The following is a 25,369-nucleotide window of genomic DNA, read 5'->3' as shown; positions in this document are numbered from 1 at the left end:
GCAGCCTCTTCGACCAGGACGGGGCTCCACAATCCAGTCCATCAACCTTCTGAACCGCCGTATACGGACCCGTACGTACGGTGGTGGGGGAGGGGGTGCCGGGGGTAACTCCGGCCCCCCTATCCCGATCGATGGAGATCGTGCGGGTTGATCGGTGGAACGGGGAAGGCGTTCGGCGTGGACGACTGGCTTCGGTGTGCGTCCCAGGCTGTGGCCCTCACCCCGCGTGCTGCGCACGACGACCCTCTCCCACGAACGGATGTGGGAGAGGGAGCACACGGCAACGGCGGTTCCACGGCGAGGCGGGGTTCAGCGTGGGCGCCAGCCGCGGAGGCCCCTCCCCCGGCCCCTCCCCGTGCAAACTGCCGCACGGAGAGGGGAGAACTCACACCGGATCTGCGGACCCTCGTGCAGTTGAAGCCCCGAACCGGACGCGCCAGCGGCCGGTGTCGGGGCTTAGCGCCGTTTGAGCGGCGGATTCATCCGCTCAGGATCGCCGGGCGTTCGGCAAGATCCCGGTTCTCGCCCCGGCTCTCGGTCGGCTCGCTCCGGCTCTCACCACGAGTTGCGGGCCCGGAACCATCGAGGACGTTCCGCTGCGAATGCCGAAACGGCCAGCGAACACGAGGTCCGCCGGCCGTTGCTGTTCCCCGCGACCTCCGCGACCCCCGCGCCCTCCGCGTGAGAGCCGTTACAGAGCCCGCGCACGCTCGAAACCAGGCGCTACTCGCCGTCGGGCGCGGATTCGTGGTCCTCCGCGCGGCGCCGCGTGCCGGGAATCAGGCCGCCGGGCGAATCAAGATCATCCGAGCGGTCGTCCGGCGACCGTGGCGCGGGGCGGTCGGCGCCGGGACCCAGCAGTTCGCGCAGCGCCTCCTGCTGCCGTTCCTGGTCCTGCTCCTGTTCGGTCGCGAGCCGCGCCGGGGTAATGGAAAGCGTGGCTGTCTGCATCATGAAGGTCCTCCGGGTCCTGGTTCCCAACGGGGACGGCCCAAAAAGCAAACACCGCGCCGGATCATCCGGCGCGGTGTCGCAGCGTGCATGGCGTGAAGCGTATGGTCAGCCGCCCACCGCCGAGCCGGTGAACTCCGGCCGCGCCGCATCGGCCACGCGGTCGTGCACCGCGCGCCGCAGCGTCTGCATGCGGTTGGGGCCGTCGTCGTACGTGCGGTTGGCCAGCAGCACCACCCAGGTGCCGCGCTCCGCGTCGATCCAGATGGACGTGCCCGTGAACCCCGTGTGCCCGAACGAGTTGGGCGACACGTGCGATCCCGCCGCGCCCGTTCCCGGAGCGGAGGGCGTGTCCCAGCCCAGCGCGCGCGTGCCCGTTCCCGGCTGGCGCGAAGTGAACATGCGCACCGTGCTCTCGCGAAAGATGCGCGTGCCGTTCAGTTCGCCGCCGTTGGCCAGCATGGAGGCGAAGCGGGCCAGGTCGTGCCCGGTGCTGAACAGCCCCGCGTTCCCCGCCAGCCCGCCCAGGCGCCGCGCAATGGGATCGTGCACGCGGCCGCGGAACGCCATCGATCCGCGCGAGGTGCCCGCGCAGTTCCAGCATCCCTCGCCGTACACGTAGCTGGTGTGATTCATCCCCAGCGGCGCGAACACGCGGCGGTCCAGCAGGCGGTACAGCGGCTCGCCCGCGGCGCGCTCGGCGGCGGCGTACAGCACCACGAAGCCCACGTCCGAATACTCCACCTGCATCCCCGGCCGCGCGCGCAGCGGCGTGCGCAGAATGCGGCGCAGCCCTTCTTCCGGCGTGCTCCCCGTCACGTCCACGCCGTCGGGGAGGCCCGAGGTGTGGGTGAGCAGGTGGCGGATGGTGACCTGCTCGCGCCCGCCGCCGGTGAACTCCGGCAGGTACGACGACACGGGCTCGTCCAGCATCATGCGGCCGTCCTGCACCAGCAGCATCACCGCCGTGGTGGTGCCCACCACCTTGGTGAGCGAGGCCAGGTCGTACACGGTGGCGTCGGGGTCTACCTCGCCGTCGCCCGCGCCCAGGCGGCCGAAGCCCTCCTCGAGCACGGTGCGGTCCCAGCGGCCCACCGCCAGGGCGGCGCCGGGAAACGAGCCGCGGCGCATTTCGTCCAGCACCGCTTCTTCGGCGCGGGCCAGGGCGGCGCCGTTGAAGCCGGCGGCCGCGGCGGAACTGAGTTCGTGCCGGGCGCGGGTGGGGGCGGCCGCGGGACGAAGGGTGTCGGACGGCGCGGCGTGAAGCGCCGCCGCCAGCGTGAGCAGAACGGGGAACGGCATGAGTGGCCTGCGATTCCGGTTGAAACTGCGGGTGAGTTTGCGAGTGGGACATCCACGGTAGTACCGCTCCGGGGGGATGTCAAGAAACTCGACTTACGGGTGTCATGTGAGATGGAGCAAGACGGGCGATCCATCAGCTACGGCGGGGGAAACATCTGCTACATGACCGCCGTCATAGGCGCTGGATCAATAAGCCGACATTGCGTTGAAATCCTGGGTAAGATGATGTGATGCAACGGGATGCGTGCGGTTTGCCGGGCGCTTTCCGGACACTGCCTCGCACCTGCGTGCGCTCCCGACACCATTCCGTAATCGGCCGGGCACAAGGGGTGCCCTGTGACGCAGCGCCGCCCCGGATCGCCGGTGGGAGGGGCGCGGGTGAACCTGACCGGGAGGCGGAATGACGGTGCCGGTGTGGGCGGCGGCGGGGCTGTGGGGACTGCTGGCGGGGGCCGCGCTGCTGATTGGCGCGGCGCTGGGGTTCGCCGTGCGGGTGCCCCGGGGTCTCGTGGCGGCGGTGATGGCGTTCGGCGCCGGCGTGCTGATCTCGGCGCTCGCCTTTGAGCTGATGGACGAGGCGTACCGGCAGGCGGGGTTTGCGCCGGTTCTGATCGGCTTTTCCGTGGGGGCGCTGGCGTACACGGGGGCGACCATGGCGCTTGCCCGGCGCGGCGCGCACCACCGCAAGCGCTCGGGCGATCATCAGCCGTCTGAGAAGGACCAGCCCGGGAGCGGAACGGCGATCGCCGTGGGCGCGCTGCTGGACGGCATTCCGGAATCCATCGCCATCGGGCTCAGCATGGTGGGCGGGCACGGCGTGAGCATGGCCGCGGTCGCCGCCATCTTCCTCTCCAACCTCCCGGAAGGATTGTCGAGCTCGGCGGGAATGAAGCGCGCGGGGCGGTCCGGGCGCTTCGTGTTCGGGATGTGGACGGCGATCGCGCTGGCGTCCGGGGTGGCGTCGCTGGTGGGCTACACCGTGTTCCGCGGGTTTCCGCCGGAGGTGATGGCGGGAACCACCGCCGTGGCGGCGGGCGGCATTCTCGCCATGCTCGCCTCCACCATGATGCCCGAGGCATACGAGGAGGGCGGCGGGATGGTGGGCCTCGTCACCGCCGCTGGCTTCCTGGCCGCCTTCTTCCTGAGCATGCTCGACCGCCGCTGACGCGATTTCGTACAGGCCCAGCGGCCGCCCGGGTCCATGTTCATCCGGCTTTGCCGCGCGGGCACACTCCGCAAACAGACGCGCGGCAGGTGGATGTGTGGGCGCGCTTTCGTCGCCGCCTGGCGGATTGGGTGCCCGCCAAGACGCGGATGAACTCACCGCAGGCGCCATTTCCGGCCTCCGGTGGACGATGGGGTGCCTCTCAAAAAATGCGGATGAACTCAGCGCGAGCGCCGTCGTCGGCACCGCCCGCCGCTTGTACACGCGGGAGATGCGCATCCGCTGGATGGACGCTCGACGTACTCACCATTCCTCGCCCGATGGTACGCAGTTGAAGCCCCGAACCGGACGCGCCAGCGGCTGGTGTCGGGGCTTACCGCTGTTTGAGCGGCGGATTCATTCGCTCAGGCCTCCCGCGCAAGATCCAGGGACCGCCTCCGAATCGGGAATGCATCGGATCAACATCCATCAAAAAGACGCGGCCCCCGGAGATGACTCCCCGGGGGCCGTGGTTCGAGTGGATGGCCCGCCTCGCGACGGACCACCCCATTCCCTATTCCCTATTCCCTATTCCCTGCCGTTCAGACCCCCCGGTGCAGCCGCACCTCACCCTCAAGGCCACGGCCGGCCGGAGCGGGCAGGGGCAGCTCCGGAAACCGCAGCTTGCCCTCGCTCATCTGCGCGCCGCGAAGCGCAAAGCTCAGCGCTTCGTCGATGGTGGACACGCCGTGCACCTCCATCTGGCTCAGAATCTCGGCCGGCAGATCGTCCAGGTCCGCCTCGTTCTCCTTGGGCAGGAGGATGGTGCGGATGCCGGAGCGGTGCGCGCCCAGCAGCTTCTCCTTCACGCCGCCGATGGGAAGCACCCGGCCCGTCAGCGTCACCTCGCCGGTCATCGCCACGTCGTTGCGGACGGGCATTCCCGACAGGGCTGACACCAGCGCCGTGGTCATCGCCACGCCCGCGGACGGACCGTCCTTGGGAATGGCGCCCGCCGGCACGTGAATGTGCAGCTCCGAGCCCCACGCCTTGCGCGGGTCGATGCCGTACCGCGCCGCGTTGGCGCGGGCGTACGTCAGCGCCGCCCGGGCGGACTCCTTCATGACGTCGCCCAGCTGGCCGGTCAGCACCAGGTTGCCGAAGCCGGGCTGCGCCTGCTCCGCGCCCTCGGCCGCCGGCGCCGACGCGCGCTGCTGCGCCGAAACCTCGATGAACATGATGTCGCCGCCCACGGGGGTGTAGTACATCCCCGTCGACACGCCCACGATGTCCTCCCGCCCGGCGCGCTCCGGGTGCACCCGCGTGCGGCCCAGGAAGTCCTTGACCACCTCGCCGTCCACCACCACCTCGCTCGTCCCGCCCGTGGCGATGCGCCGCGCGGCCTTGCGGGCCACCTTGCCCAGCTCGCGCTCCAGCTGCCGCACCCCCGCCTCGCGGGTGTACTCGCTGATCACGCGCTCCAGCGCCTCCTCGGACAGCTGCAGCTCGCCTTCGTGCAGCCCGGCCTCTTCCAGCTGCCGGGGCAGCAGGTAGCGCTCGGCGATGTTCTTCTTTTCCGCCTCGGTGTAGCCGCGGAACTCCACGGCCTCCATGCGGTCGTACAGCGGCGCCGGAATGTTCTGCGTGTAGTTGGCCGTGGCGATGAACAGCACCTCGCTCAGGTCGAACGGCACGCCCAGGTAGTGGTCCGTGAACTCGTGGTTCTGCGCCGGATCCAGCACCTCCAGCAGCGCGCTGGACGGGTCGCCCTGGTAGCTCACCCCCAGCTTGTCCACCTCGTCCAGCAGGATCACGGGGTTCCGCGACTTGGCCTGCTTGAGCGCCTGGGCGATGCGCCCCGGCATGGCGCCCACGTAGGTGCGGCGGTGCCCGCGGATGTCCGCCTCGTCACGCACGCCGCCCAGCGCGATGCGCACGTACTTGCGCCCCAGCGCGCGGGCGATGGACTTGGCGATGCTCGTCTTGCCCACGCCCGGAGGGCCGGCAAAGAGCAGAATGGGCCCCTTGGCGGTCGCCTTCGCCTTGGCCACGACGATCTCCTTTTCAATCACCTCGGCCGTCATCTCCGCCTCGGTGCCGTCCAGCGCCTCGGCTTCGGCGGCGGCCTCTTCCTTGGCCTCGGCCTCGGCGCGGCGCGCGGCCAGCTGGCGCACGGCCAGGAACTCCAGCACGCGGTCCTTTACGTCTTCCAGCCCGTAGTGGTCCTCGTTCAGGATCTCTTCGGCGGCGCCCAGGGTGAGCTTGTCTTCCGTGCGCGTGTTCCACGGAAGATCCGTCATCACCTCCAGGTAGGTGCGGATGACCTGGTACTCGGCGCTCTGCGGGTTGGTGCGCTCCAGCCGGCCGAGCTCGCGCTCCACCTCTTCGGCCACACCCTCGGGAAGGCCCAGCGCCTCGATCTTCTCGCGCAGTTCCTCCAGCTCCCGCCCTTCGTCCTCTTCACCCAGCTCGCGCTGAATGGCCTTCATCTGCTCGCGCAGCAGCATTTCGCGCTGGCGCTCGCCCAGTTCCTCCTGCACCTGGGCCTGAATCTCCTCCTGCGCCTCCAGCAGGGCCAGCTGGCGCTGCACGATCAGCAGCAGCGAGCGCAGGCGCTCCTCCACGGACAGGATCTCCAGCAGCTTCTGCTTGGCCTCGGGGGCCATCTCCACGTAGAACGACACCAGGTCGGCAAAGGCGCCGGGCTCGGTGACGCCCTCCATGAACTGCTGCAGCATGTCCGCGGGAATGCCGCGGCGGCGGCCCAGCTCGGCGGCGCGGTCGCGCACCTCGCGGTGCAGCGCCAGGAACGCCGGGTCTTCGGCGTTCACCGGGGCCAGGTCCGTCATTTCCCGCACGTGCGCGCTCAGCCCGGTGCCCGGGGTCTCCACGTAGTGCAGGGCAAGGGCGCGGTGTTCGCCCTGGATAAGGAGCTGCACCCCGCCCGCGCCCTTCTGAACCTGGGCGATGCGGACGATGGTGCCGACGGTGTACAGGTTGTCCGGCTCCACCTCGTCGCGGTTTTCGCGCTGGGCCACCGCGAGCATGCGGCGGTCGCCGGCGAGCGCGGCCTCGATGGCCTGCAGCGTGCCCGGACGCCCGGCCGAGATCGGCACGGCGGTTCCGGGGAAGATGACCGTCTCCCGCAGCGGGAGAACGGGCAGCATCAGCTTTTCACTCATGGCGTGTTGCCTCTTGTATCGGTTGCGGCCGCTGAGAGCGGCCGCCTGCTGTGTTCGGTGTTTCGCATCTTTTCGGCCACGGTGGTATACCCCCTCAGGCCATGCGATGTGCCCCGTAACCGCTTGTCTAATCGAGCTTTAACCCTCGCCGGGCTCCGACTGCCAATCCGGCCTGCCTTCCCGAAGCGGAATGCCGTTCCGGCGGCGTAACTGCCGCTACGGCACAGAGGTATGTTCCGCGTCCTCGAATGCTCATCCTGATACCCCGGAACCGCAGCGTCGCCTGCTGGTTCGCGGGGGCAGCCGGTCGTCCGGCCAGCGTCGGCGCGTCCGCCGGTCCAGGAGCGGATGAATTCGCCGCTGGAAGAGCACGAAGTCCGCCTTCGCGGACTGTGGCGGCGGGCTTGGGGCGCTTGGAGCGGGCGGCGGTGCGCCGTTCGCCATACTTGATCGAATCTGGCGATAACGTTCATCCGCAGAGTTTTACAGCGCGCGATCGGGGGTTGTGGCTGATGGTATCCGCCGCACTGCCTGATCGCGTCTGTTGGCGGAGTATTACATCCGGGTGAAGGCGAAGGGCGCGGCCTGTCGCTCACACGGGGAATCGAGCATCATCCATCGAACGATGGTGATACCGAAGTACAAGATCCCAAACGAGGCGTGAAGTGGCGCAGAATCCCGAGCGGTACCTGGATGATCTGGTCATCGGCGAAACGTGGGACGGCGAGCCGTTCGAGATCACGGAAGCCGACATCGTGGAGTTCGGTGAGAAGTACGATCCGCAGCCGTTCCACACGGATGCCGCCGCTGCTGCTTCCACTCCGTTCGGCGGATTGATCGCGAGCGGCTGGCACTTGAATGCGCTGATCATGCGCGAGTTCGTGCACGCCAAGCCGTACGGCGACACGCCGATTCTGGGGATGGGCGTGGATGAACTGCGGTGGCTGCATCCGGTACGCCCCGGCGACCGGCTTCGGATTCAGGCGCAGATCGTGGAGGTGAAGCGATCGTCGTCGCGCCCGGACCGCGGGATGGTGCGCACCGCCATCTCCGCGACCAACCAGGACGGCATCCCCGTCATCCGCCTCCAGACACTGACGCAGATGCCCGCGCGCCCGGCCGCGACCGGTGGCTGAGCCGCGCCGTCCGTCCGGATGCTCGCCGATCATCCGCTTCCACTTCCCCCATCGACACACATGAGAACGTTGGCTTCCGGGCCGGGACGACGGCCGCGCGCGACGGCGATTCTGATCGCGATTGCGTTGTCGGGCTGTGGCAACGAGGATCTGGTGATGCGCCCCGCCACCGGAGCGGTGCTTCCGATCACGGAGGGGCCGGCGATCACGAATCCCTGCCGGACGAAACCCGAGCGCGTCGCGGGCTACTTCTCGCCGACCCCGGGCCAGATCGCAGCGATGGAAGCCGGCCTCGCCCGAGCCGTCAATCCGCTGCTCAGGATGGATGGCGAGCGCTTCGGAAGAATCGAATACCATCGCCAGTACATGGGCCTGATCCGTCCTGACGGGCGGCGGTCCATCTACGTGAGTGCCTTTGGTAGCAGTGTGCTTGAGCACAGGAATGCTGATCCGCTGCCCGGGCAGGCCGATACGGTGCAGTGGCGGACGTATTTCCTCGACTACTGTGATGGCTGGAAAGGCTTCTGGGGCATCGAGTACGATGTGGAGACGGGCGAGTTCTCCCACTTCGAGCACAACGGGAAAGCGTAGAATGGAGGTCAGCGCGTCCTGCGAGCCTTGCGGGGCCCTCACCCGGCTCGCCAGGGCTCGCCACCCTCTCCCACGAACAGATGTGGGAGAGGGGGCAGACCCCGGTATCGCGCGCTTCAGACGGCTTTGTACAGTTGAAGCCCCGAACCGGACGCGCCATCGGCCGGTGTCGGGGCTTTGCGCTGTTGGAGCGGCGGATTCATCCGCTCAACAGACTCCGCTCACGCGACGACCTCCGCCCCGCACGCCGAACCATCCGCCCGCCTCAACCCTCCCCCAGTCTTTTTTGGGGGAGGGTGGGCCGGTGGTGCCGGCCCGGGTGGGGGCCGCCCTGAAATCCGCCCCCGCGCAGCTCACCTGCTCCCGCGCCTTCGTCTGTTCACCGCGATCGGTCGATTGCGATCCGCTGCCTGCTTCCCCCACCCGCCACGCCGCGCGCGATTCGTGCAGTGGGCCGCGCGCGCAGGCGCGACGCTCGATCCGCCGTGCGTACACCAGGCAGACCAGACCCCTCGTGACCGATCCGTCCAATCCGCCCAGCCCTTCCGCCGCTTCGGCCGCGCGCCGCGCCACCGCTGACGCGGGCGTGTTCCTGATCCCCGAAGAGCACCTTCCCGCCGGGTTCGCCGACAAGGTGGCGCAGGGCGGGTTCGTGCCGGCGCCGCCGCGCCCCGCCGCCACCGTCGTTCTGGCGCGCGACGGCCAGGACGGGCCGGAGGTGCTGCTGCTGCGCCGCCACGGCCGCAGCGGATTCGCGGCGGGCGCCTGGGTGTTCCCCGGCGGCACGGTGGACAAGGAAGACCGCGATCCGCTGATCGTGGACCGGCTGGACGGCCCCTCGCCCGCGGAGTGGGCCCGCCGCATGGGGCTGGCCGATCCCGCCGAGGCGACCGGCTTCGTGGTGGCCGCCATCCGCGAAGCGTTCGAGGAAACCGGCATCCTCCTTTCCCGCGACCAGGAAGTGGCTGCGGACGCGGAATCGCTGGATGTGGCGCGGCGTGCGCTGCTGTCGGAGGTGGTGGGAATGCGGCAGGTGGCGGTGACGCGCAACGTGCACCTGGCGGCGGACCGCATGGTGTACCTGGCGCACTGGGTGACGCCGGAGCCGGAGCCGCGCCGCTACGACACGCGCTTCTTTCTGGCTCCCGTGGGTCCGGACGCGCTCTGCGTTCCGCACGAGGCGGAGATGACGGAATCCATCTGGCTGACGCCCGCCGTGGCGGTGGAGCACTTCCGCACCGAGGCGCTCAAGATGCTGCCGCCCACCGTCCACACCCTGCGCCGCCTGAGCGGCTACTCATCCGTGGATGAGATGATGCGCGAACTGGCTGCCGCGCCCGTCCCCATGATCCTGCCCGTAATGCGCAGGCAGGGCGATGGGGTGGCGATCGTGCTGCCGAAGGACGAGGATTGAGCAGGCGCGACTCCGGCGACCGTGCCGACCGCCTGATCTCCCTGTGCGCCATCGTGGCGGCGGTCGCGGCGGTGCTGGTGTCGGCCTACGCGGCCTACATGCAGCGCGAGCAGCTCAAGATTTCCGTGTGGCCCCATCTTTCGCAGAGCAACCGCATGACGCCGGGGCAGCCGTACGTCCGCACGGTTCGCAACGGGGGGATGGGCCCGGCGCTGGTGCGCTCCTTTCAGGTGAGCGTGGACGGGCAGCCGCACCGCTCGTGGTCCGCGGTGGTGAAGGCCGCCACCGGCCTTCCGGCTCCCCCCGCCCTGGTGTACAGCAGCCTGGGCCCGGGAACCGTGGTGCTTCCCGGAGCCGAGGTGGAACTGCTGCGGCTTCCCGCCGGGCCTGAGGCGGCCGCGTTCTGGACGGTCATGCAGGACGACCGCGTTTCCCTGCGCATCTGCTACTGCTCTCTCCGCGGTGACTGCTGGGTGGGAGACTCGGGCGAGCCGGATCCCCGGCCCGTACGCCGGTGCCAGCCCGACCCCGGCCGGGAGTTCGCCGACTGATGCCCGTGCCGCCGCGTTCCCGCGTCCCGCTCGCGATCCGGCAAGCATCGACGTACCTTGGACGATGATGACGGAACGGTGCGCGTACGCCGTTCACGGTTCTTGCGGCCCTCGTTTGCGGCCACCCTGATCCCCTTGTTTCATCCCGGAGTCATGACGCAGCGCCCCACGACGCTCGGCGCCCTGCGCGCCGCCGGCTACCGCCCGCGCTCCGTAAAGGCGGAGATCCGCGACAACCTGGTCGCCCGGCTCAAGGCCGGCGGACCGCTCTTTCCCGGCATCGTGGGCTACGAGGACAGCGTCGTCCCGTCGCTCGTGAACGCCGTGCTTTCGCGCCACAACTTCATCCTGCTGGGGCTGCGCGGGCAGGCCAAGAGCCGCATTCTGCGCCAGCTCGCCACCCTGCTGGACCCGGAAATCCCGGTGCTGGCGGGAAGCGAGGTGAACGACGATCCCTTTGCGCCCATCAGCAAGCACGGCAGGCAGCTCATCGAGCAGGCCGGCGACGACGCGCCCATCGAGTGGATCGGGCCGGACCGGCGCTACGTGGAAAAGCTCGCCACGCCCGACGTGACCGTGGCGGACCTCATCGGCGACATGGACCCCATCCGCGCGGCGCGGGGCGGGCACCTGCTGAGCGACGAACTCACCATCAACTTCGGCCTGCTGCCGCGCGCCAACCGCGGCATCTTTGCCATCAACGAACTGCCGGACCTGTCGGGCAAGGTGCAGGTGGGCCTGTTCAACGTGCTGCAGGAAGGCGACATCCAGATCAAGGGATACCCCGTCCGCCTGCCGCTGGACGTGATGCTGGTGTTCAGCGCCAACCCGGAGGACTACACGGCGCGCGGCAAGATCATCACCCCGCTCAAGGACCGCATCGGCGCCGAAATCCTGACGCACTACCCGCGGTCCGCGGAAGAGGGAATGGAGATCACCGCCAACGAAGCGTGGGTGAACCGGGCGGACTCGTCCCCCGTTTCCATCCCGCCCTTCGTCTCCGAACTGGTGGAGCGCGTCGCCTTCCTTGCCCGGGGCGACAAGCGCATCGACCGGCGCAGCGGCGTGTCGCAACGCATGCCCATCACCGTGCTGGAAACGGCGGTGAGCAACGCCGAGCGGCGCGCGCTGCTGGCGGGAGAGGACCGCATCCTGCCGCGCGTGGCGGACGTGTACGCCGCCATGCCCAGCATCACCGGCAAGATGGAGCTGGAGTACGAAGGCGAGCTTCAGGGCTCCGAAGCCATCGCCCGCGACCTGATCGCCGCCGCCGCGCGCGAGGTGTTTGACCGCGTGTGGGATGTCGACATGCTGGACACGGTCATTGAGCACTTTGACCGCGGCGGCGTGCTGCAGATCAGCGACGGCGCATCCGCCGAGGCGTGCATGAAGGGGCTGCGCGGCGTGCCCGGGCTGGCCGAGGCGCTGGAAGAGGCGGGGATGATGCAGACCGACGACGTGCCCATGACCGTGGCCGCGGCGGAACTGCTGCTGGAGGGCCTGGCCGCGCACCGCCGCATCAGCCGCGCGGAAAGCGGGGCGTACGGCCGCGCCAAGCCGGAGCGCAAGGGCAAGAAGGGCAAGGGCGACGGCGGATTCACCTTCGGCGACGACATGTTCTCCTGACGCGCCCGCACCCGTCCCGCGGTCCGTCGCGGCCGCTCCACCGTCCCGGTCCGCAGCCGCCGCGGTGACGGGATGAGGGTGCGCGCGGCACCCGCCGCGGAGGGTTCGATGCGGGAATGCGGGATGCAGGACGGGAAGCCCCGGTCCCGGACGCGCCAGCGGCCGGGACCGGGGCTTCCGCCGTTTCCGGCGGGCGGTTGATGACCCGCGCGCACGATCGTCAAGCGTTCATCCACCGGATGGGCGGATAACGATCGGCCCGCACGCCGGATGGCTGACGGCGCGGAGATCCGGCCGCGGGATGGTGCGCGCATCCATGCTGGAAGTACGGATCTGCCCGGCGGACCGGCCGTCATCCGCCGATCCGCAGAGGGCGACAGAAAGAGGCAGAAAACGGAGGTCGCCTGGCGCGGCGGGCTGCGTGCGGATACGGGTAACACCATACACTTCAACAGCGTAGTCTACTTACATCTCTCGCCCGATTTCCGTATACTGTAAATCTCCCCCTACCCCGCGCACCAGCAAGGCGGGGCGATCCGATCGGCTGCCGCCCCGTCCGCTCCGGACGCGTGCCCCGCGGGCGCGCGCCCGGAAGAACCGGATCGCCTTCCCGCAATCCTGAAGTACAACGCCATGCCGCCGGCCCATACACCCGCCTCGCCCGACTCCGCTCCCTCCCTCCGTTCCGCCGAAGAGCAGGCCCGCCGCATGGCCGAGCGCATGCGGGCCGTGGCCATCGCGGGAAGCGGGGTGATCGGCGCGCGCACCCTGGACGACCTGCAGCGGGTGCTGCAGGCCGCGTGCGAGCGGGTGATCGGGCTGGACGTGTTCGGGCTCAGCGTGTACGACGCCGAGCGCGACGTTCTTTCCTTTCCCGCCGGGGCGGACCTGCACACGCACGTTCCCGCCGTCGTCATTCCCCTGGCCGGAACGCCCGCCGAGCGGGTGATCCGCCGGCGCGAGACGCTGCTCACCCTGTCATCCGACGATCCCGCGGGCCGCGGCGCCGTGGTCGTGGGCACCGGCCGGCGCTCGGAATCCATCATCCGCACCCCGCTGCTGGCCGGCGACCGCGCGCTGGGCATGCTGTGCGTGCAGAGCTACACGCCCGGCCTGTACACGGACGAGGACGTGGAGGTGCTGCAGACGCTGGCCGCGCTGGCCGGCACCGCGCTGCTGAACGTGCAGTACCTGGCCGAGCGCGAGGCCGCCCAGCGGGCCGTGCAGGAAAGCGAGGAGCGCTTCCGCCACCTGGTGACCTCGCTTCCCTCCATCGTCTACATGGTGGAGGCGGCGCCGCCCTTTCACCCCATGTACGTGAGCCCCGCCGCCGAGTCGCTGGGGTACCCGGTGATGGAGTGGATCCGGCGCCCGGACCTGTGGATGAGCATTCTGCACCCGGACGACCGCGAGCGCGTGCTGGAGCAGACGATGGCCGCCCAGCTCGCCGGGGTGCCGCTGGACTACGAGTACCGCGTGGTGGCGGCGGACGGCGCGGTGCACTGGCTTCGCGACACCGGCAGCTTCGTGCACGATCCCGCGGGACGGCCGCTGTACTGGCAGGGGGTGATGATGGACGTCACCCCGCAGCGCCAGGCGGAGCAGGCCGCGCGCGAGGGCGAAGCGCGCTACCGGGCGCTGTTCGAGGAGGTGCCCGTCGGCATCTACCGCACCCTGCCGGACGGCCGCTTTCTGGACGCCAACCCGGCGCTGGCCAGCATCCTGGGCTTTCCCGACGTGGAATCGCTGATGCGCCGCCCCGCCACGGAGCTGTACCTGGACCCGGGGGAGCGCAACCGGTGGCGCGCGCAGGCGGACCGCGAAGGGGTCACGACCGGATACGAGCTCGAATTCCTCACGATGGGCGGCGAGCGGATCTGGATCCGGCACAGCGCCCGCGCCGTGAAGGGGCCGGACGGCGATGTGCTGTACTACGAGGGCTCGGTGGAGGACATCACGGCGCACAAGCGCGCCGGGCAGGCGCTGCGGGAAAGCGAGGAGTACTTCCGCGTCCTGACGGAAAACAGCACGGAAACCGTGGCCGTCCTCAACCGCGACGCCACCATCCGCTACAGCAGCGCCGCCTCGGGCCTGCCGCAGGACCAGGCCCGCGCGCCGGGCCCCCCGCGCTCCGCCTTCAGCCGCGTGCACCCCGACGACCAGGCCGAGGCGCGGCGCGCGTTCCGGGCCACGCTGGAGCGGCCGGGCGGGGTGGAAGTCACCGTGCTGCGCGAAACGGCCGGCAACGGCACGTGGCGCACGATGGAGGTGACCGCCAAGAACCTGCTGGACCGGCCGCCGGTGAGCGGAATCGTGGTGGCCACCCGCGACATCACCGAGCGCGTGGGGTTGGAGGAGCAGCTGCGGCAGGCGTCGCGGATGGAGGCCGTGGGCAAGCTGGCCGGCGGGATCGCGCACGACTTCAACAACCTGCTCACCGCCATCCGCGGCAACGCCGACCTGCTGCTGATGGATGCCGCGCCGGGCGATCCCATCCGCGAGGACCTGCAGGAGATCCGCAAGGCGGCGGACCGCGCGGCGGAGCTCATCGGGCAGCTGCTGGCCTTCAGCCGGCGGCAGGTGCTGAAGCCGCGCGTGCTGCGGCTGAACGACCGCATCGAAGAAATGCGGAAGATGCTGTCCCGCGTCATCGGCGAGGACGTGGAGATCGTGACGCGGCTGGACGCGGCGCTGGGCGAGGTGACGGCCGATCCCACGCAGATGGAGCAGGTCATCCTCAACCTGGCCGTCAATGCCCGCGACGCCATGCGCGGGGGCGGCACGCTGACGCTGCAGACGTGCAACGCCGAATGGACCGCGGCCGACCGCGCCCCCAACGTGACGGTGGCCCCCGGCGCGTACGTCCGGCTGGACGTGACGGACACGGGGCCGGGGATCGCGCCGGAAGTCCTGCCGCACATCTTTGAGCCGTTCTACACCACCAAGCCGGTGGGCGCGGGGCCGGGGCTGGGGCTGGCCACGGTGCAGGGTGTGGTGGATCAGTCCGGCGGATACGTGTGGGCGGAAACCTGGGCCGGGCGCGGCACGCGCTTCACCATCCTGCTGCCGCGCACCGACGCGCCCGTGCCCGACGCGGACGGCCCGGACGAGGCGCCGGTGGAAGGGAGCGCCACGGGAACGCTGCTGCTGGTGGAGGACGAGCCCTCGGTACGGCTGCTGGCGCGCAAGGTACTGGCGCGGATGGGGTACTCCGTGCTGGAGGCGGAGAACGGCGAAGAGGCCATCCGCGTGGCGGCCCTGCACGACGGGCCCATCGACCTGCTGGTGACGGACGTGGTGATGCCGCGGCTGGGCGGGCCGGAAGCGGCGCGCGGGATTCGGCTTACGCGGCCCGGCCTGCGGGTGGTGTACATGTCGGGATACGCGGAGGACGCCGTGGAGCGCCACGGGGTCCTGGAGCCGGGCACCGCGTTCGTGCAGAAGCCGTTTGCCCCGGCCTCGCTGGCGCAGGCGGTGCGGCAGGTGCTGGCGGGGACGTGGTCGGCGGGGCCGGAGGACGAGGTGGAGGGCGACCGCTTCGCGTGAACCCTCACCCCGCGTGAACCCTCACCCCGCGTGCTGCGCACGACGACCCTCTCCCACGAACGGATGTGGGAGAGGGAGCACACACCAGGATCGTGCGGATCGGACGGTGCGGCGCGGCGGCGGGCACCCCCTCCCCCCAGCCCCCTCGCCCCGCAAGCGGGGGAGGGGGAGCCGTTCGGTGCGGAGGCGGGTTCCGCGCGCGTCCCCGGCTGCCGCTCCGCGGTGGAAATCTGCTCCTGGAGGACATGAAATCGTCAGGTCGCGGATTGTCCTGACTCCGTCGTCAGCCCGAACGCAGTTGAAGCCCCGACACGTGGACGCGATAGCGGCCACGTGTCGGGGCTTACCGCTTCTGGAGCGGCGGGTTCATCCGCTCAACCAACCCGCTCCACGCGGAATCCTCGCCCATCCCCACCGAACGATCCGCCTCGTCCAACCCACCCTGCATCCATTCGGGGATGGTGAGCCGATGACGCTGGCCGCACCGCGGTTCATCATCCCGATGGCTGATGTGCACGCTGTGAAAGTAGTCGAACGTGACTGAACCGGTGCAGGAGTTCAGATAGGTTGTCCGACCGATAACGGCTTTTCTCCCCCGCGATGAGATTCTCTGGGCGGCGCGATGGCGGCGCCTGTCAGATACCTTTCCGAGGGGGATCTCCTCATGTTCGACATAGATCAGCTGCGGGACACCCGTGGCGTTGCGACCGCCGCCGCCGCGATGGAGCGGCCCGCGCCTGAGCCCGCCGTCGCAGAGACGCGCTTCTTTTGCACGGTTACGCCGTTCTATCAGCCCATCGTGCGCGCCTCCGACCTGGCCGTGACGGCGTACGAGGCGCTGGCCCGCGGCCCCGCGGATTCTCCGCTGCACCCGGCGCGCACCCTGTTCGCCACCGCCAGCGGGCTGGGTGAACTCCCCGCACTGGAACGGGTCTGCTGGACCGCGTCGCTGCTTCACGCCCGCCGCCAGGGCCTGTTTCGCCGCCCGGGGACGCGCCTGTTCCTGAACCTGTCGCCGGACCGCATCGCGGAGCCTTCGTTCCACGAGTTCGCGCGCCGGACGGTGCAGGAGATCGGCGTGGATCCCCGCCGCGTGGTCATCGAGGTGACGGAGGAATCACGCATCCGCTCGAATCCCGACTTCGTCCGCTCATTGATGCGCTACCGCGAACTGGGCTTCGGGATCGCGCTGGACGACGTGGGCACCGGGTTCTCGGACCTGCGCGTGCTGGCGGAGGTGCGGCCGGATTACCTGAAGATCGCGCTGGAACTGGTGCGCGGCGTGGACGTTCACCCCGGCCGGCATCACGTGGTGGGATCGCTGATCGCGCTGGGACACGCCATGGGGAGCACCGTCGTGGTGGAAGGGGTGGAGACGGAGGAGGAACTGGCCGCCGTCCGCGGCCTGGGCGTGGACTGCGTGCAGGGGCACCTGGTGGGGCGGCCCGCAGCGCAGCTTCTGGAGCCGCGCATGGCTGGCGCCCCCTCACCGCCCGCGCTTCGGCGCGCCGCCTGACCCGGGGGAGCGGGCAGGCGAAGGGAAACGGCCGGCGCGCGAGCGCCGGCCGTTTTCGCATATGGGAGGGGCAATGGGAGTATCGGCTTTTTCCAATAGTAGTGGTGCGCTGTGTTGAGCGAATGAATCCGCCGCTCAAACCGCGGGAACCCCCGACACCGGCCGCTGGCGCGTCCGGTTCGGGGCTTCAACTGCAGCGAAACGGCGCATCCCGCACCGCGGCCCGCCGCCGCGGTGAGGTCTCCCTTTCTCCCGCGGAGCGGGGGAGAGGGCCGGGGAGAGGGGGCCTCTCCGAACGCGCGACACCCTCCGGACCAAGTTGAGTTGCCGTTCTCCCCCTCTCCGCGCTTCTGCTTCGGCCGGGAGGGGAGCGGGGAGGGGCCACCTGGCTGGCGTACGAGCGGATCCTCGATCATCCGGCGAGGAGGATCGCGTGCATGGGGGAGGTCCTCACAGGTCCGGTTCCTGCCAAGGGTGGCTGGCTACTCCGATCCGGATCGTGGGCCATCTTCCATCCCGCACGCCGTTTGCGCGACAAACGCACGGCGCGGGACCGGGACCGTACTGGCCCGCCCGCGTGTAGCAGTCTCAGCCAGGGCGCATGCGTGTGCGAGGCGCCCATCCATCCATAGAGGTATCTGCGTGATGACGTTTGCTGACGTTGCCCGCCCCGTCGCCGTGCTGGCCGCGGGCGTGGCCATGGCCGCGCCCTTTGTGATCCGCGACCGCGCCCCCAGCCAGGCGCCGCCCGCGCCCGCCGCCGTGGTGGCTCCCGTGCGGCAGGAGCAGGGGCCGGTGCTGCCGGGCATTGAGGTGCTGCTGCGTGATTCGCTGCACCTGGTGCGCGGCAAGCGGGTGGGCCTCATCACCAACCACACGGCGGTCACGCGCGACGGGCGCACTTCCATCGACGTGCTGCACAGCCATCCGGAGGTGCGGCTGGTGGCGCTGTTCGGGCCGGAGCACGGCATCCGCGGCAACGTGGACGGCGGCGACCCGGTGGCCAGCGGGCGCGATCCGCGGACGGGCGTGCCGGTCTACTCGCTGTACGGCGCCACGCAGCGCCCCACGGCGGCCATGCTGCGCGGCATCGACGTGCTGCTCTTTGACATGCAGGACATCGGGGCGCGGCCGTACACCTACGTGTGGACGATGACGATGGCGATGGAAGAAGCCGCCCGGCGCGGCATTCCGTTCATCGTGCTGGACCGCCCCAACCCGGTGACGTCGCGGGCGGAGGGGCCGCTGATGCAGTACGACATGCGCACGCGCGGCCCGCTGATCACCGGTGCGTACCCGGTGCCGCTGCGCCACGGGATGACGGCCGGCGAACTGGCGCGCTACGTGAACGGCGAGTACCGGCTGGGCACGCAGCTGAAGGTGATTCCGGTGGACAACTGGCGCGGCGACCAGTGGTTCGACCAGACGGGGCTGCGGTGGATCAACCCGTCGCCCAACATCCGCACCATGGACGCGGCGCTGGCCTTCAGCGGGCTGGTGATGCTGGAAACGACCAACCTGTCCATCGGGCGGGGGACGGCGACGCCGTTCGGGTACGTGGGCGCGCCGTACATCGACAACCAGGAACTGCTGCGGCGCGTGCGGCGGTACAATCTGCCGGGGGTGGAGTTTGCGCTGGCGGAGTTTACGCCGCGCGGCACGGACTGGATGCAGTTTCCCAACCGGCGCTGCCGCGGGGTGAGCCTGCGCATCACGGACCGCAACGCCTTCAAACCCGTGCTGACGGGGCTGGTGTTTCTTTCCGAGATCCAGAAGATGAACCCGTCGCAGTTGGGAATGGGCCCCATGCTGCAGATGCTGGGAAGCCGCTGGGCGCCCGCCGCCGTGCGCGCCGGCCAGGACCCGCGCGAGATCTACGCGCGGTGGGAGCGGGAGAACGCGGAGTGGAATACGGTTCGCGCCAAGTACGCGCTGTATCCGGGAGAGTAGGATAACGGAGAAGTGCCTAGGATACAGTGCCAAGTACCAAGTGCCCAGGATCAAGTAACCAAGTGCCCATGATCAAGTGCCAGGTGCCCAGGATCGAGTCGGGCGATGCGGATGGTCAGGGCAGACAGGGAGGATGGCGGGCGTGAGCGGATTGCGTCGAGCGAATGAATCCGACGCTCAAACCGCGGGGACGGAACTAAGCTCCAACGTGCCCCATCTCCGTCTTTCTCTGCTGCTCCGCTGCTCTGCGTGAGATTGTTGTTTGATCTGTGGATGAACGAACGGAAGCCCCGGCGAGCTGGTCTCGCCGGGGCTTTCGATTTCATGATGCTGGATCACCCGCTCCCGGCGCCCGGTCAGCCGCCGATGACGACGATCTCGCCGGTGAGAAAGCCGCGCGTGTCGCCAACGGGGATGGGCGGAATCTCCGGCAGTCCGGGGAGGCAGAAGCAGTCGCTGAGCTGCGTGGGACAGCCCGCGTTGCACATGGTGACATACGAGCATCCGACCGTGCAGCCCAGCGCGAGCCCCGTGGGTCCGCAGCGAATCTCTGACATGTTCGGCACCTGCGGTTCGCCGATGACGATGCCGTCGATTGCGTCCCCGTGCGCGTGCAGCGTGCCGCGCAGGCCCGATCCAGATTCCGTCGTGGCGAACGAGGTGACATCGAGGTCTTCCAGCTTCAGCTTCTTCATGGGATTCATCCTGCGGATGATGGAGGAGGACGGTTTGCAGAACCAGTCCTCATTCTAATGAATTGTCTGGAAACGTAAAGAGAGTTGGCAGTCGGGGCTGCTTGCCCGATGTGTTCTCAGCATTCTTTTGACTCACACCCCGATGGTGGCGCAGAACGGCCCAGCGCTCCGTCCGAGATCAGGCTCCCGGCCGTGATTCCTGCCGGGGCACCGGGCACCTGTACCTGGGCACTTCTTTTCCTTCAATCCGCCGGCCGGTGGAGAATGATGACGCGCTCACCGGCGATGGCGGCGTCCAGGCCCCAGCGCGCGCCGGCGGCGCGCTGCACGTTGCGGACGCGGTACAGGACCTGGGTGTAGGCCACGTCCTCGGGCGTGAGGCGCGTGGAACCCATCTCGGGGCAGCGCACCAGGTCCGCGCTCACCGACCGCCACGCGCAGGTGTGCCCCACGCCGAGCGTGTGCATCAACTCGTGCGTGACCACGCGCGGGCCCTCGGAGCCGAAGACGATGCCGCGGTTTCGCAGGCGCATGGTTCCGTACGTGACCCGCCCGCCGCGGCTCAGCAGGGTGGTCAGGCCGGAGATGGGGAGGGTGGCGTCGGTCAGCAGAAGGACGACGTTGCTGGGGTCGATGTCGTCTTCTTCCGGCTCGGCCTCGGCGTAGCGGACGGGGCGGAAAAGGTCTGCCCCGTAATCGTCCTCCACGGTCCGCGCGATCCGCCAGAACGCGGCGGAGTCCGGCACGGCGCCGCGCGGGACGGCATTCTCGCGGTCCAGCGCCATCCGCAGCGGAAACGAGGACGCGTCCCAGCTCTGAAACCACGCGGGCGCGCGAAACCCCTCCACCCGCAGCCAGAACGCCACGCATCCCTGGCACACCGGCCGCCGCGCGAGGTCCGGACTGATCTCCACCGTGCGCCCGGCGAACGCGCCCGCCGGAATCGTCCAGCGCCGCGGCACGAGGACGAACACCTGCTCCGAGGCGAGGTCGCGCGCCGTCATCCGCGCCAGCGCGGGGTGGTAGTTGCGCGCCGCACCGCGCGCGTCGATGACGACTTCCACCCCGCCCGCGCCGGGGACGGAGATGCTGAAGCGTCCATCCGCCGACACCCGCGCCGAATCCGTCCGCGGCGCCGCCTCGCCCGCGGGCTGATAGCGCGCAAAGGCGTAGAGCGAGTCCGCGCGCGCCGTATCGGCCAGCAGCACGCGGCCGCGCAGCACCGGCTGCGCCCGCGCGGGCAGGGCCGTCAGGGCGAGCACAAGCAGAATCGTCGCGCGGATCATCGTCATCTACCAGAACCGGGTGCGGGGCCGGGGCGTGCAGTCGCATCCCCCGTACCCGCTGATGATCAGAGGAAACAGATCGCGATCGGGTCAGTGCGGCGCATCCACCAGGCGCGGCGCGCAACGGGAGGCGGCGGACGGTGCCGAAGGGCGCGCCCGTGCTGAGTTCATCCGCATTTTTCGGAGAGCACCCAGCCGGCCTTTCGTGCGGATGGCTGCGCGGCGGATCCTCCTGATCGCGTCTGCCTGGAGAGCCGCCGACACGCGAGAGCAGATAAGCGCGGGAAAGGTGTGGACGGAGGCGCCCCGGACGTGTAGTGTGATGCATGCCGATCCACTTGCCTGATGGAGTTTGAAATGCGCGCCCTGATTCTGGCTGGTTCCGTGCTCGCGCTGGCCGCGTGCACCCCCACGGTGGAGTCCGCCAGCTTTGCGGCGGGGATGGCGCCGCGCCCGGCGGACGCCCCGATCGTCATCTATCAGCAGAACCGACCCACCTGTGCGTTCACCGAGGTGGGGTGGGTGAGCGGGACGAAGACGCTGTCCGCCACGACTCCGGACGAGGTGCTGGCCGCCATGCGCGAGCGGGCGCGGGCGATGGGCGGCGACGCCATCGTGGGGCTGGTGTCGGGCGGCGAGTCGCTGACCGTCGGGAACGAGGTGGTCCAGAGTTCGGCACTGTTCAAGGGAACGGTGGTGCGCTTCAACGATCCCGGCTGCACGACGTAGCGAGCCGGAAATGAACGGAAGAACGGGGCGCCTCCGGTGTGGAGGCGCCCCGTTCTGTGTTATCGGCCGGACCCGTTCAGAACGGAGGAGGGGCGGGGACGAACTCGATGGTGACCTCCGTGCGGGACGACGACTCCAGGGGGATGTACCGCAGCGTCATCAGAGAATCGGTGATGGCGATGCGGTACTGGTCGCCGGTCCATTGCGGCGACTGCACCTCGTGCTCGGTGCGGATTCCGTTCGTGATCGCCCCCACAACGTCGGTGCGCAGGTCCAGGAACCCGTCGCGGATACGGAAGCGCCCGTGCCAGTAGGTGGTCCCCATGAACCGGCCGGGGTTGGCGACCCCGTCGCCGTACATGGTGCGGAACCAGGAAAAATCGCCGTCCCTGGCCAGAACCAGATCGTGATCCACCCCGACCAGCGCGGGCCCGGTGCCGGACCGGGTCAGGGCCGTCCAGGACTGCGTTTTCACGCCGGGCGGCAGCAGGTTGTCGGCTCCGCCGCAGCCGGACGCGAGCACGAGACCCGCGCAGAGGAGGAGGAGTCGAAGGACGCGCATCACCGGCGGGAGTGGAGGCGGATCGGGGAGATGGGGAGCGGACGCGGAGCATGCGCCGGCCCGCCGCCGGGATGGCCGGCGGGCCGCTCGCTGAACGATTCAGTTGACGGCGACGACCCGGTCAAACACCAGCGGCGACCCTTCGCCACTGGGGAAGACCAGTGTCAAAACGTCGTCCTCTACACGGATCATGATGTTGTTGCCGGCCCGGCCGGGGTCGACCTGCAGGGACACGAATTCGCCGTCTCCCCGAGCGACCTTCATGGAACCGGTCTGCAGATCCAGGAACCGGTCGCGGATGCGGTAATTCCCCGCCAGGACAATCGTTTGAACGCGGACCGAGGGGTGCCCCGCGCCGTCGCCCACCGTGGTCCGCGTCCATTCGAACGAGTCCTCGCCATTGAACGCGAGTCCGTGGATGAGGGTGACCTGGTTGGGCCCGCTCCCGGTCACCTCGTTCGCGAGCCAGGTTCCACCCTCGTCGCGGATGGGAAGCAGGTCGTTGGTGCAGCCGGATGCCAGCACGAGACCGGCGAACAGGGAGAGGAGATGAACGATGCGCATGGAATGGCGAGGTTGAAGGCTGGATGCCGTCCGGAGCGGGTGCGTGCCGGACGGCGGTGGAGGGGCCGCGGCGCATGCGGGACGGGCGCCGCGACCCGGTGAATCAGTCGACCGGAAAGAACTCGTCGCGCTGGAACAGGAGCGTGCGTTCGATGGGCGCGTCCGCGGGAGCGACGGTAAACTGCAGCGACAGCACCTCTCCCATGACGCGGATGCGGTACATGTCGCCGGACCACTGCGGGTTCTCGTACATGATGCGCTGCGGCGCGGCCGTGACCGGGCGGGAAAAGTGGGACGAATCCGTGCGGATGTCCAGATACCCGTCGCGAATGCGGTGCTGCCCGAAGCGCACGGTGCGGTAGATGGGCATGTCCGGGTGCCCGGCGCCATCCCCGTACAGCGTCCTGGTCCAGACGAGACGGCCGTCCGGCTCGAGCCAGAGGTTGTCTTCTTCCAGCGTGGCGGCGCCGCCGGTTCCGTTGGTGACGCGCGAGGTCCACGACCCCAGCGGCGGGCGTTCGGGGAGCAGGTCGTTGGAGCAGGCGGCCAGCAGAAAGGCGGCGCACAGGGCGGCAAGGAAGCGGATCCGGCGCATGGTTGCGAGACGCGTGGCGGGGTGGAGGGTGAAGGTGCGGAACGGCGGGGCGGGCGCGGCGGCCCCGCGTTCCCCCTGGTCCGGTGCACAAACGCGGGAGCCCGCGACATCGTGCCGCCCCGCCGCGGCCCCGGCCTTGCGAATCCCTCGTGTGGATGGGGCCGGCGGTGCGCCGGCGCGGGACACCCGGGGTCAGGGGCGGGACGGCATGGTGATTGGCAAACTGTTGCGGCGCAACCGCATCCTGGGCGCGCGCGAGGCGGAGATCCGCACGCGCGAGCGCGAGATGCTGGACCGCTTGGCGTCGGCGCTGGACCGGTTTGGCGGGGACGTGGACCCCAGCGACCGCAAGCACTTCGACCAGGCGCGCGAGCAGCTTTCAGGGCTTTTTCTGCTGGTAATCGCGGGGGAGTTCAACAGCGGCAAGAGCAGCTTCATCAACGCGCTCATCGGCGAGCGGGTGCTTCCGGAGGGCGTGACGCCCACCACGGACCGCATCAACGTGCTCAAGTGGGGCGAAGAAGTCACCGAAGAACTGGTAGAGGCGTACCTTCTGGAGCGTACCCACCCCGCCGACCTGCTGCGCGACCTGAGCATCGTCGACACCCCGGGGACCAACGCCGTCCTGCGCGAGCACGAGGAGCTTACGCGCGACTTCGTGCCGCGCTCGGACCTGGTGCTGTTCGTGACCTCCGCCGACCGGCCGTTCACGGAAAGCGAACGCGGCTTTCTGCAGCAGATCCGCGCCTGGGGCAAGAAGATCGTCTTCATCGTCAACAAGATCGACATCCTGTCCGCCGAGTCCGACCGGGCGCAGGTGCTGGCCTTCGTCAAGGAGAACGGCACGGCGCTGCTGGGCGAGGCGCCGCTGGTGCTTCCCGTGTCGGCAAAGATGGCCATGGCGTCGCGCGCGTCCGGCGACGAGGCCACCTTTGCCGCCAGCGGGTTTCCGGCGGTGGACGACTATCTGCTCAACACGCTGGACCAGCAGGAGCGCATTCGCCTGAAGCTGCTGAACCCGCTGAACGTGGGGCTCACGCTGGCCTCCAAGTACAAGGAAACCGCGTTCGAGCGGCTCAAGGTGCTGGCGGAGGATGTGGCGACGCTGCAGAACATCGACGTGCAGCTGGCGGCGTTCCACCAGGAGATGCTCAAGGACTTCGGGCCGCGGCTGGGGCGGCTGGACGCGCTGCTGAGCGAGATGGAGGTGCGGGGCCTGAACTTCTTTGACGAAACGATCCGTATCGGCAAGATCCGCGAACTGATGCGCAGCGACGATGTGCGCCGCGCGTTCGAGCGGGACGTGGTGGGCGACACGCCGGCCAAGATCGACGAAGAGGTGGGGCGCATCATCGACTGGATCGTGGAGCGCAACCTGAAGCTGTGGCAGGACATTACCTCGTACATCGAGCGGCGGCAGATCAGCCGCCACCGCGACGGGATGATCGGCGAGGTGGGCGCCGGGTTCAGCTACAACCGCCAGGCGCTGCTGGGCTCCATCGGGAGCGCGGCGCGCGAAGTGGTGTCCGGCTACAACCGCGAGGCGGAGGCCCGCAAGCTGGCGGAAGAGGTGCGCGGCGGCGCGGGGACCACGATGATCGCCGGCGTGGGTGCCATCGGCCTGGGAACGCTGGTGGCCACGGTGATCACGGGCGCGGCGGCGGACATCACCGGTATCCTGATGGCGACGGCGCTGGCGGTGACGGGGTTGTACATCATTCCCGCGCGGCGGCGGCAGGCCAAGCAGGAGTTCGCCAAGAAGGTGGCGGATCTGCGCCGGCAGCTGAACGACGGGCTGACGCGGCAGGTGCATACGGCGGTGGGCGACTCGCAGGAAAAGGTGAACGAGTCCATCGCGCCGTACCGCCGCTTCGTGGAGGTTCAGCAGCAGCAGCTGAACGAGGCGCGCAGCGAACTGGTGATCGCCGAGGATGCGCTGCTGCGGCTGAAGACGGAACTGACGACCTGATCCATCGCCTCCGTGGCGGTGGGGACGATGGCCATGATGAACAGACGGCCCGGCGCAAGC

The 25,369-nt window shown here is 69.5% G+C and carries 19 protein-coding genes; 11 read left to right on the top strand and 8 right to left on the bottom strand.

The window, feature by feature from the left end:
- Positions 1 to 723 precede the first annotated feature (723 nt).
- On the bottom strand, positions 724 to 954 hold the full coding sequence (locus HNQ61_RS16980) for a hypothetical protein (RefSeq protein ID WP_170032617.1): 231 nt from the start codon (positions 952 to 954) through the stop codon (positions 724 to 726).
- A gap of 105 nt (positions 955 to 1,059) precedes the next feature.
- On the bottom strand, positions 1,060 to 2,253 hold the full coding sequence (locus tag HNQ61_RS16975; protein ID WP_170032615.1) for a serine hydrolase domain-containing protein: 1,194 nt from the start codon (positions 2,251 to 2,253) through the stop codon (positions 1,060 to 1,062).
- Positions 2,254 to 2,659: 406 nt separating this feature from the next.
- On the opposite strand from HNQ61_RS16975, the gene HNQ61_RS16970 reads away from it, so the two are divergent.
- Positions 2,660 to 3,418 (top strand): ZIP family metal transporter, encoded by a 759-nt coding sequence (locus HNQ61_RS16970; protein WP_170035873.1) that lies wholly within the window; start codon positions 2,660 to 2,662, stop codon positions 3,416 to 3,418.
- Between the two features lie 581 nt (positions 3,419 to 3,999).
- Here the strand turns inward: HNQ61_RS16970 and lon are convergent.
- Positions 4,000 to 6,579, bottom strand: coding sequence for an endopeptidase La (gene lon / locus HNQ61_RS16965; protein WP_170032613.1), 2,580 nt, complete (start codon positions 6,577 to 6,579; stop codon positions 4,000 to 4,002).
- A 665-nt stretch (positions 6,580 to 7,244) separates the two neighbouring features.
- Here lon and HNQ61_RS16960 point away from each other — a divergent pair.
- The 8 genes from HNQ61_RS16960 (at position 7,245) to HNQ61_RS16925 (ending at position 18,909) form a co-directional block, all read left to right on the top strand.
- Entirely contained in the window at positions 7,245 to 7,715 is a 471-nt protein-coding gene (locus tag HNQ61_RS16960; RefSeq protein WP_170032611.1) for a MaoC/PaaZ C-terminal domain-containing protein, read from the top strand.
- Positions 7,716 to 7,775: 60 nt separating this feature from the next.
- On the top strand, positions 7,776 to 8,306 hold the full coding sequence (locus HNQ61_RS16955) for a hypothetical protein (protein WP_170032609.1): 531 nt from the start codon (positions 7,776 to 7,778) through the stop codon (positions 8,304 to 8,306).
- A gap of 514 nt (positions 8,307 to 8,820) precedes the next feature.
- Positions 8,821 to 9,720 (top strand): NUDIX domain-containing protein, encoded by a 900-nt coding sequence (locus HNQ61_RS29635; RefSeq protein WP_170032607.1) that lies wholly within the window; start codon positions 8,821 to 8,823, stop codon positions 9,718 to 9,720.
- Entirely contained in the window at positions 9,717 to 10,271 is a 555-nt protein-coding gene (locus tag HNQ61_RS16945; RefSeq protein ID WP_170032605.1) for a hypothetical protein, read from the top strand. Before HNQ61_RS29635 ends, HNQ61_RS16945 begins: the two co-directional genes overlap by 4 nt.
- A 153-nt stretch (positions 10,272 to 10,424) precedes the next feature.
- Positions 10,425 to 11,897: a sigma 54-interacting transcriptional regulator gene (locus tag HNQ61_RS16940; protein WP_170032603.1), complete on the top strand. Its 1,473-nt coding sequence runs from the start codon at positions 10,425 to 10,427 to the stop codon at positions 11,895 to 11,897.
- A 633-nt stretch (positions 11,898 to 12,530) separates the two neighbouring features.
- Positions 12,531 to 15,443, top strand: a complete 2,913-nt coding sequence (locus HNQ61_RS16935; RefSeq protein WP_170032601.1) for a PAS domain S-box protein — start codon at positions 12,531 to 12,533, stop codon at positions 15,441 to 15,443.
- Positions 15,444 to 16,107: 664 nt separating this feature from the next.
- A complete protein-coding gene (locus tag HNQ61_RS16930) occupies positions 16,108 to 16,959 on the top strand; it encodes an EAL domain-containing protein (protein WP_170032599.1) in 852 nt (283 codons plus the stop codon).
- Between the two features lie 645 nt (positions 16,960 to 17,604).
- On the top strand, positions 17,605 to 18,909 hold the full coding sequence (locus HNQ61_RS16925) for an exo-beta-N-acetylmuramidase NamZ family protein (RefSeq protein WP_240978594.1): 1,305 nt from the start codon (positions 17,605 to 17,607) through the stop codon (positions 18,907 to 18,909).
- 356 nt (positions 18,910 to 19,265) lie between these two features.
- Here the strand turns inward: HNQ61_RS16925 and HNQ61_RS16920 are convergent, their stop codons facing one another.
- Both HNQ61_RS16920 and HNQ61_RS16915 read right to left on the bottom strand, forming a co-directional pair.
- A complete protein-coding gene (locus tag HNQ61_RS16920; RefSeq protein WP_170032595.1) occupies positions 19,266 to 19,604 on the bottom strand; it encodes a hypothetical protein in 339 nt (112 codons plus the stop codon).
- 242 nt (positions 19,605 to 19,846) lie between these two features.
- Positions 19,847 to 20,896: a hypothetical protein gene (locus HNQ61_RS16915; protein WP_170032593.1), complete on the bottom strand. Its 1,050-nt coding sequence runs from the start codon at positions 20,894 to 20,896 to the stop codon at positions 19,847 to 19,849.
- A gap of 351 nt (positions 20,897 to 21,247) precedes the next feature.
- On the opposite strand from HNQ61_RS16915, the gene HNQ61_RS16910 reads away from it, so the two are divergent.
- Complete coding sequence (locus tag HNQ61_RS16910; RefSeq protein WP_170032591.1) at positions 21,248 to 21,619, top strand: hypothetical protein; 372 nt, start codon at positions 21,248 to 21,250, stop codon at positions 21,617 to 21,619.
- Between the two features lie 76 nt (positions 21,620 to 21,695).
- Here HNQ61_RS16910 and HNQ61_RS16905 read toward each other — a convergent pair whose 3' ends face one another.
- From HNQ61_RS16905 to HNQ61_RS28790, 3 genes are all read right to left on the bottom strand, one after another.
- Positions 21,696 to 22,181, bottom strand: a complete 486-nt coding sequence (locus HNQ61_RS16905) for a hypothetical protein (protein WP_170032589.1) — start codon at positions 22,179 to 22,181, stop codon at positions 21,696 to 21,698.
- A 99-nt stretch (positions 22,182 to 22,280) separates the two neighbouring features.
- Positions 22,281 to 22,745 carry a hypothetical protein gene (locus HNQ61_RS16900; RefSeq protein WP_170032587.1) on the bottom strand — a complete coding sequence of 155 codons (465 nt, stop codon included), beginning with the start codon at positions 22,743 to 22,745 and terminating at the stop codon, positions 22,281 to 22,283.
- 103 nt (positions 22,746 to 22,848) lie between these two features.
- On the bottom strand, positions 22,849 to 23,340 hold the full coding sequence (locus HNQ61_RS28790; RefSeq protein ID WP_240978446.1) for a hypothetical protein: 492 nt from the start codon (positions 23,338 to 23,340) through the stop codon (positions 22,849 to 22,851).
- Positions 23,341 to 23,548: 208 nt separating this feature from the next.
- Here HNQ61_RS28790 and HNQ61_RS16890 point away from each other — a divergent pair, with 208 nt between their 5' ends.
- A complete protein-coding gene (locus HNQ61_RS16890) occupies positions 23,549 to 25,309 on the top strand; it encodes a dynamin family protein (RefSeq protein ID WP_276510087.1) in 1,761 nt (586 codons plus the stop codon).
- The last annotated feature ends 60 nt before the right edge of the window (positions 25,310 to 25,369 follow it).

The sequence above is a fragment of the Longimicrobium terrae genome, from assembly GCF_014202995.1.
Classification (GTDB): Bacteria; Gemmatimonadota; Gemmatimonadetes; order Longimicrobiales; family Longimicrobiaceae; genus Longimicrobium; species Longimicrobium terrae.
The sequence above is the reverse complement of the archived record's forward strand: the minus strand, read 5'-3'. Positions and strand labels throughout refer to the sequence as shown.

Excerpts from the sequence above, each read along its gene's own strand:
- HNQ61_RS16890 (WP_276510087.1), top strand. The coding sequence starts at position 23,549 with ATGGTGATTGGCAAACTGTTGCGGCGCAACCGCATCCTGGGCGCGCGC.
- HNQ61_RS16940 (WP_170032603.1), top strand. The coding sequence starts at position 10,425 with ATGACGCAGCGCCCCACGACGCTCGGCGCCCTGCGCGCCGCCGGCTAC.
- HNQ61_RS16975 (WP_170032615.1), bottom strand. The coding sequence starts at position 2,253 with ATGCCGTTCCCCGTTCTGCTCACGCTGGCGGCGGCGCTTCACGCCGCG.
- HNQ61_RS16920 (WP_170032595.1), bottom strand. The coding sequence starts at position 19,604 with ATGAAGAAGCTGAAGCTGGAAGACCTCGATGTCACCTCGTTCGCCACG.
- HNQ61_RS16980 (WP_170032617.1), bottom strand. The coding sequence starts at position 954 with ATGATGCAGACAGCCACGCTTTCCATTACCCCGGCGCGGCTCGCGACC.
- HNQ61_RS16905 (WP_170032589.1), bottom strand. The coding sequence starts at position 22,181 with ATGCGCGTCCTTCGACTCCTCCTCCTCTGCGCGGGTCTCGTGCTCGCG.
- HNQ61_RS16930 (WP_170032599.1), top strand. The coding sequence starts at position 16,108 with ATGTTCGACATAGATCAGCTGCGGGACACCCGTGGCGTTGCGACCGCC.
- lon (WP_170032613.1), bottom strand. The coding sequence starts at position 6,579 with ATGAGTGAAAAGCTGATGCTGCCCGTTCTCCCGCTGCGGGAGACGGTC.
- HNQ61_RS16915 (WP_170032593.1), bottom strand. The coding sequence starts at position 20,896 with ATGACGATGATCCGCGCGACGATTCTGCTTGTGCTCGCCCTGACGGCC.
- HNQ61_RS16925 (WP_240978594.1), top strand. The coding sequence starts at position 17,605 with ATGACGTTTGCTGACGTTGCCCGCCCCGTCGCCGTGCTGGCCGCGGGC.
- HNQ61_RS16900 (WP_170032587.1), bottom strand. The coding sequence starts at position 22,745 with ATGCGCATCGTTCATCTCCTCTCCCTGTTCGCCGGTCTCGTGCTGGCA.
- HNQ61_RS28790 (WP_240978446.1), bottom strand. The coding sequence starts at position 23,340 with ATGCGCCGGATCCGCTTCCTTGCCGCCCTGTGCGCCGCCTTTCTGCTG.
- HNQ61_RS16910 (WP_170032591.1), top strand. The coding sequence starts at position 21,248 with ATGCGCGCCCTGATTCTGGCTGGTTCCGTGCTCGCGCTGGCCGCGTGC.
- HNQ61_RS16935 (WP_170032601.1), top strand. The coding sequence starts at position 12,531 with ATGCCGCCGGCCCATACACCCGCCTCGCCCGACTCCGCTCCCTCCCTC.
- HNQ61_RS16955 (WP_170032609.1), top strand. The coding sequence starts at position 7,776 with ATGAGAACGTTGGCTTCCGGGCCGGGACGACGGCCGCGCGCGACGGCG.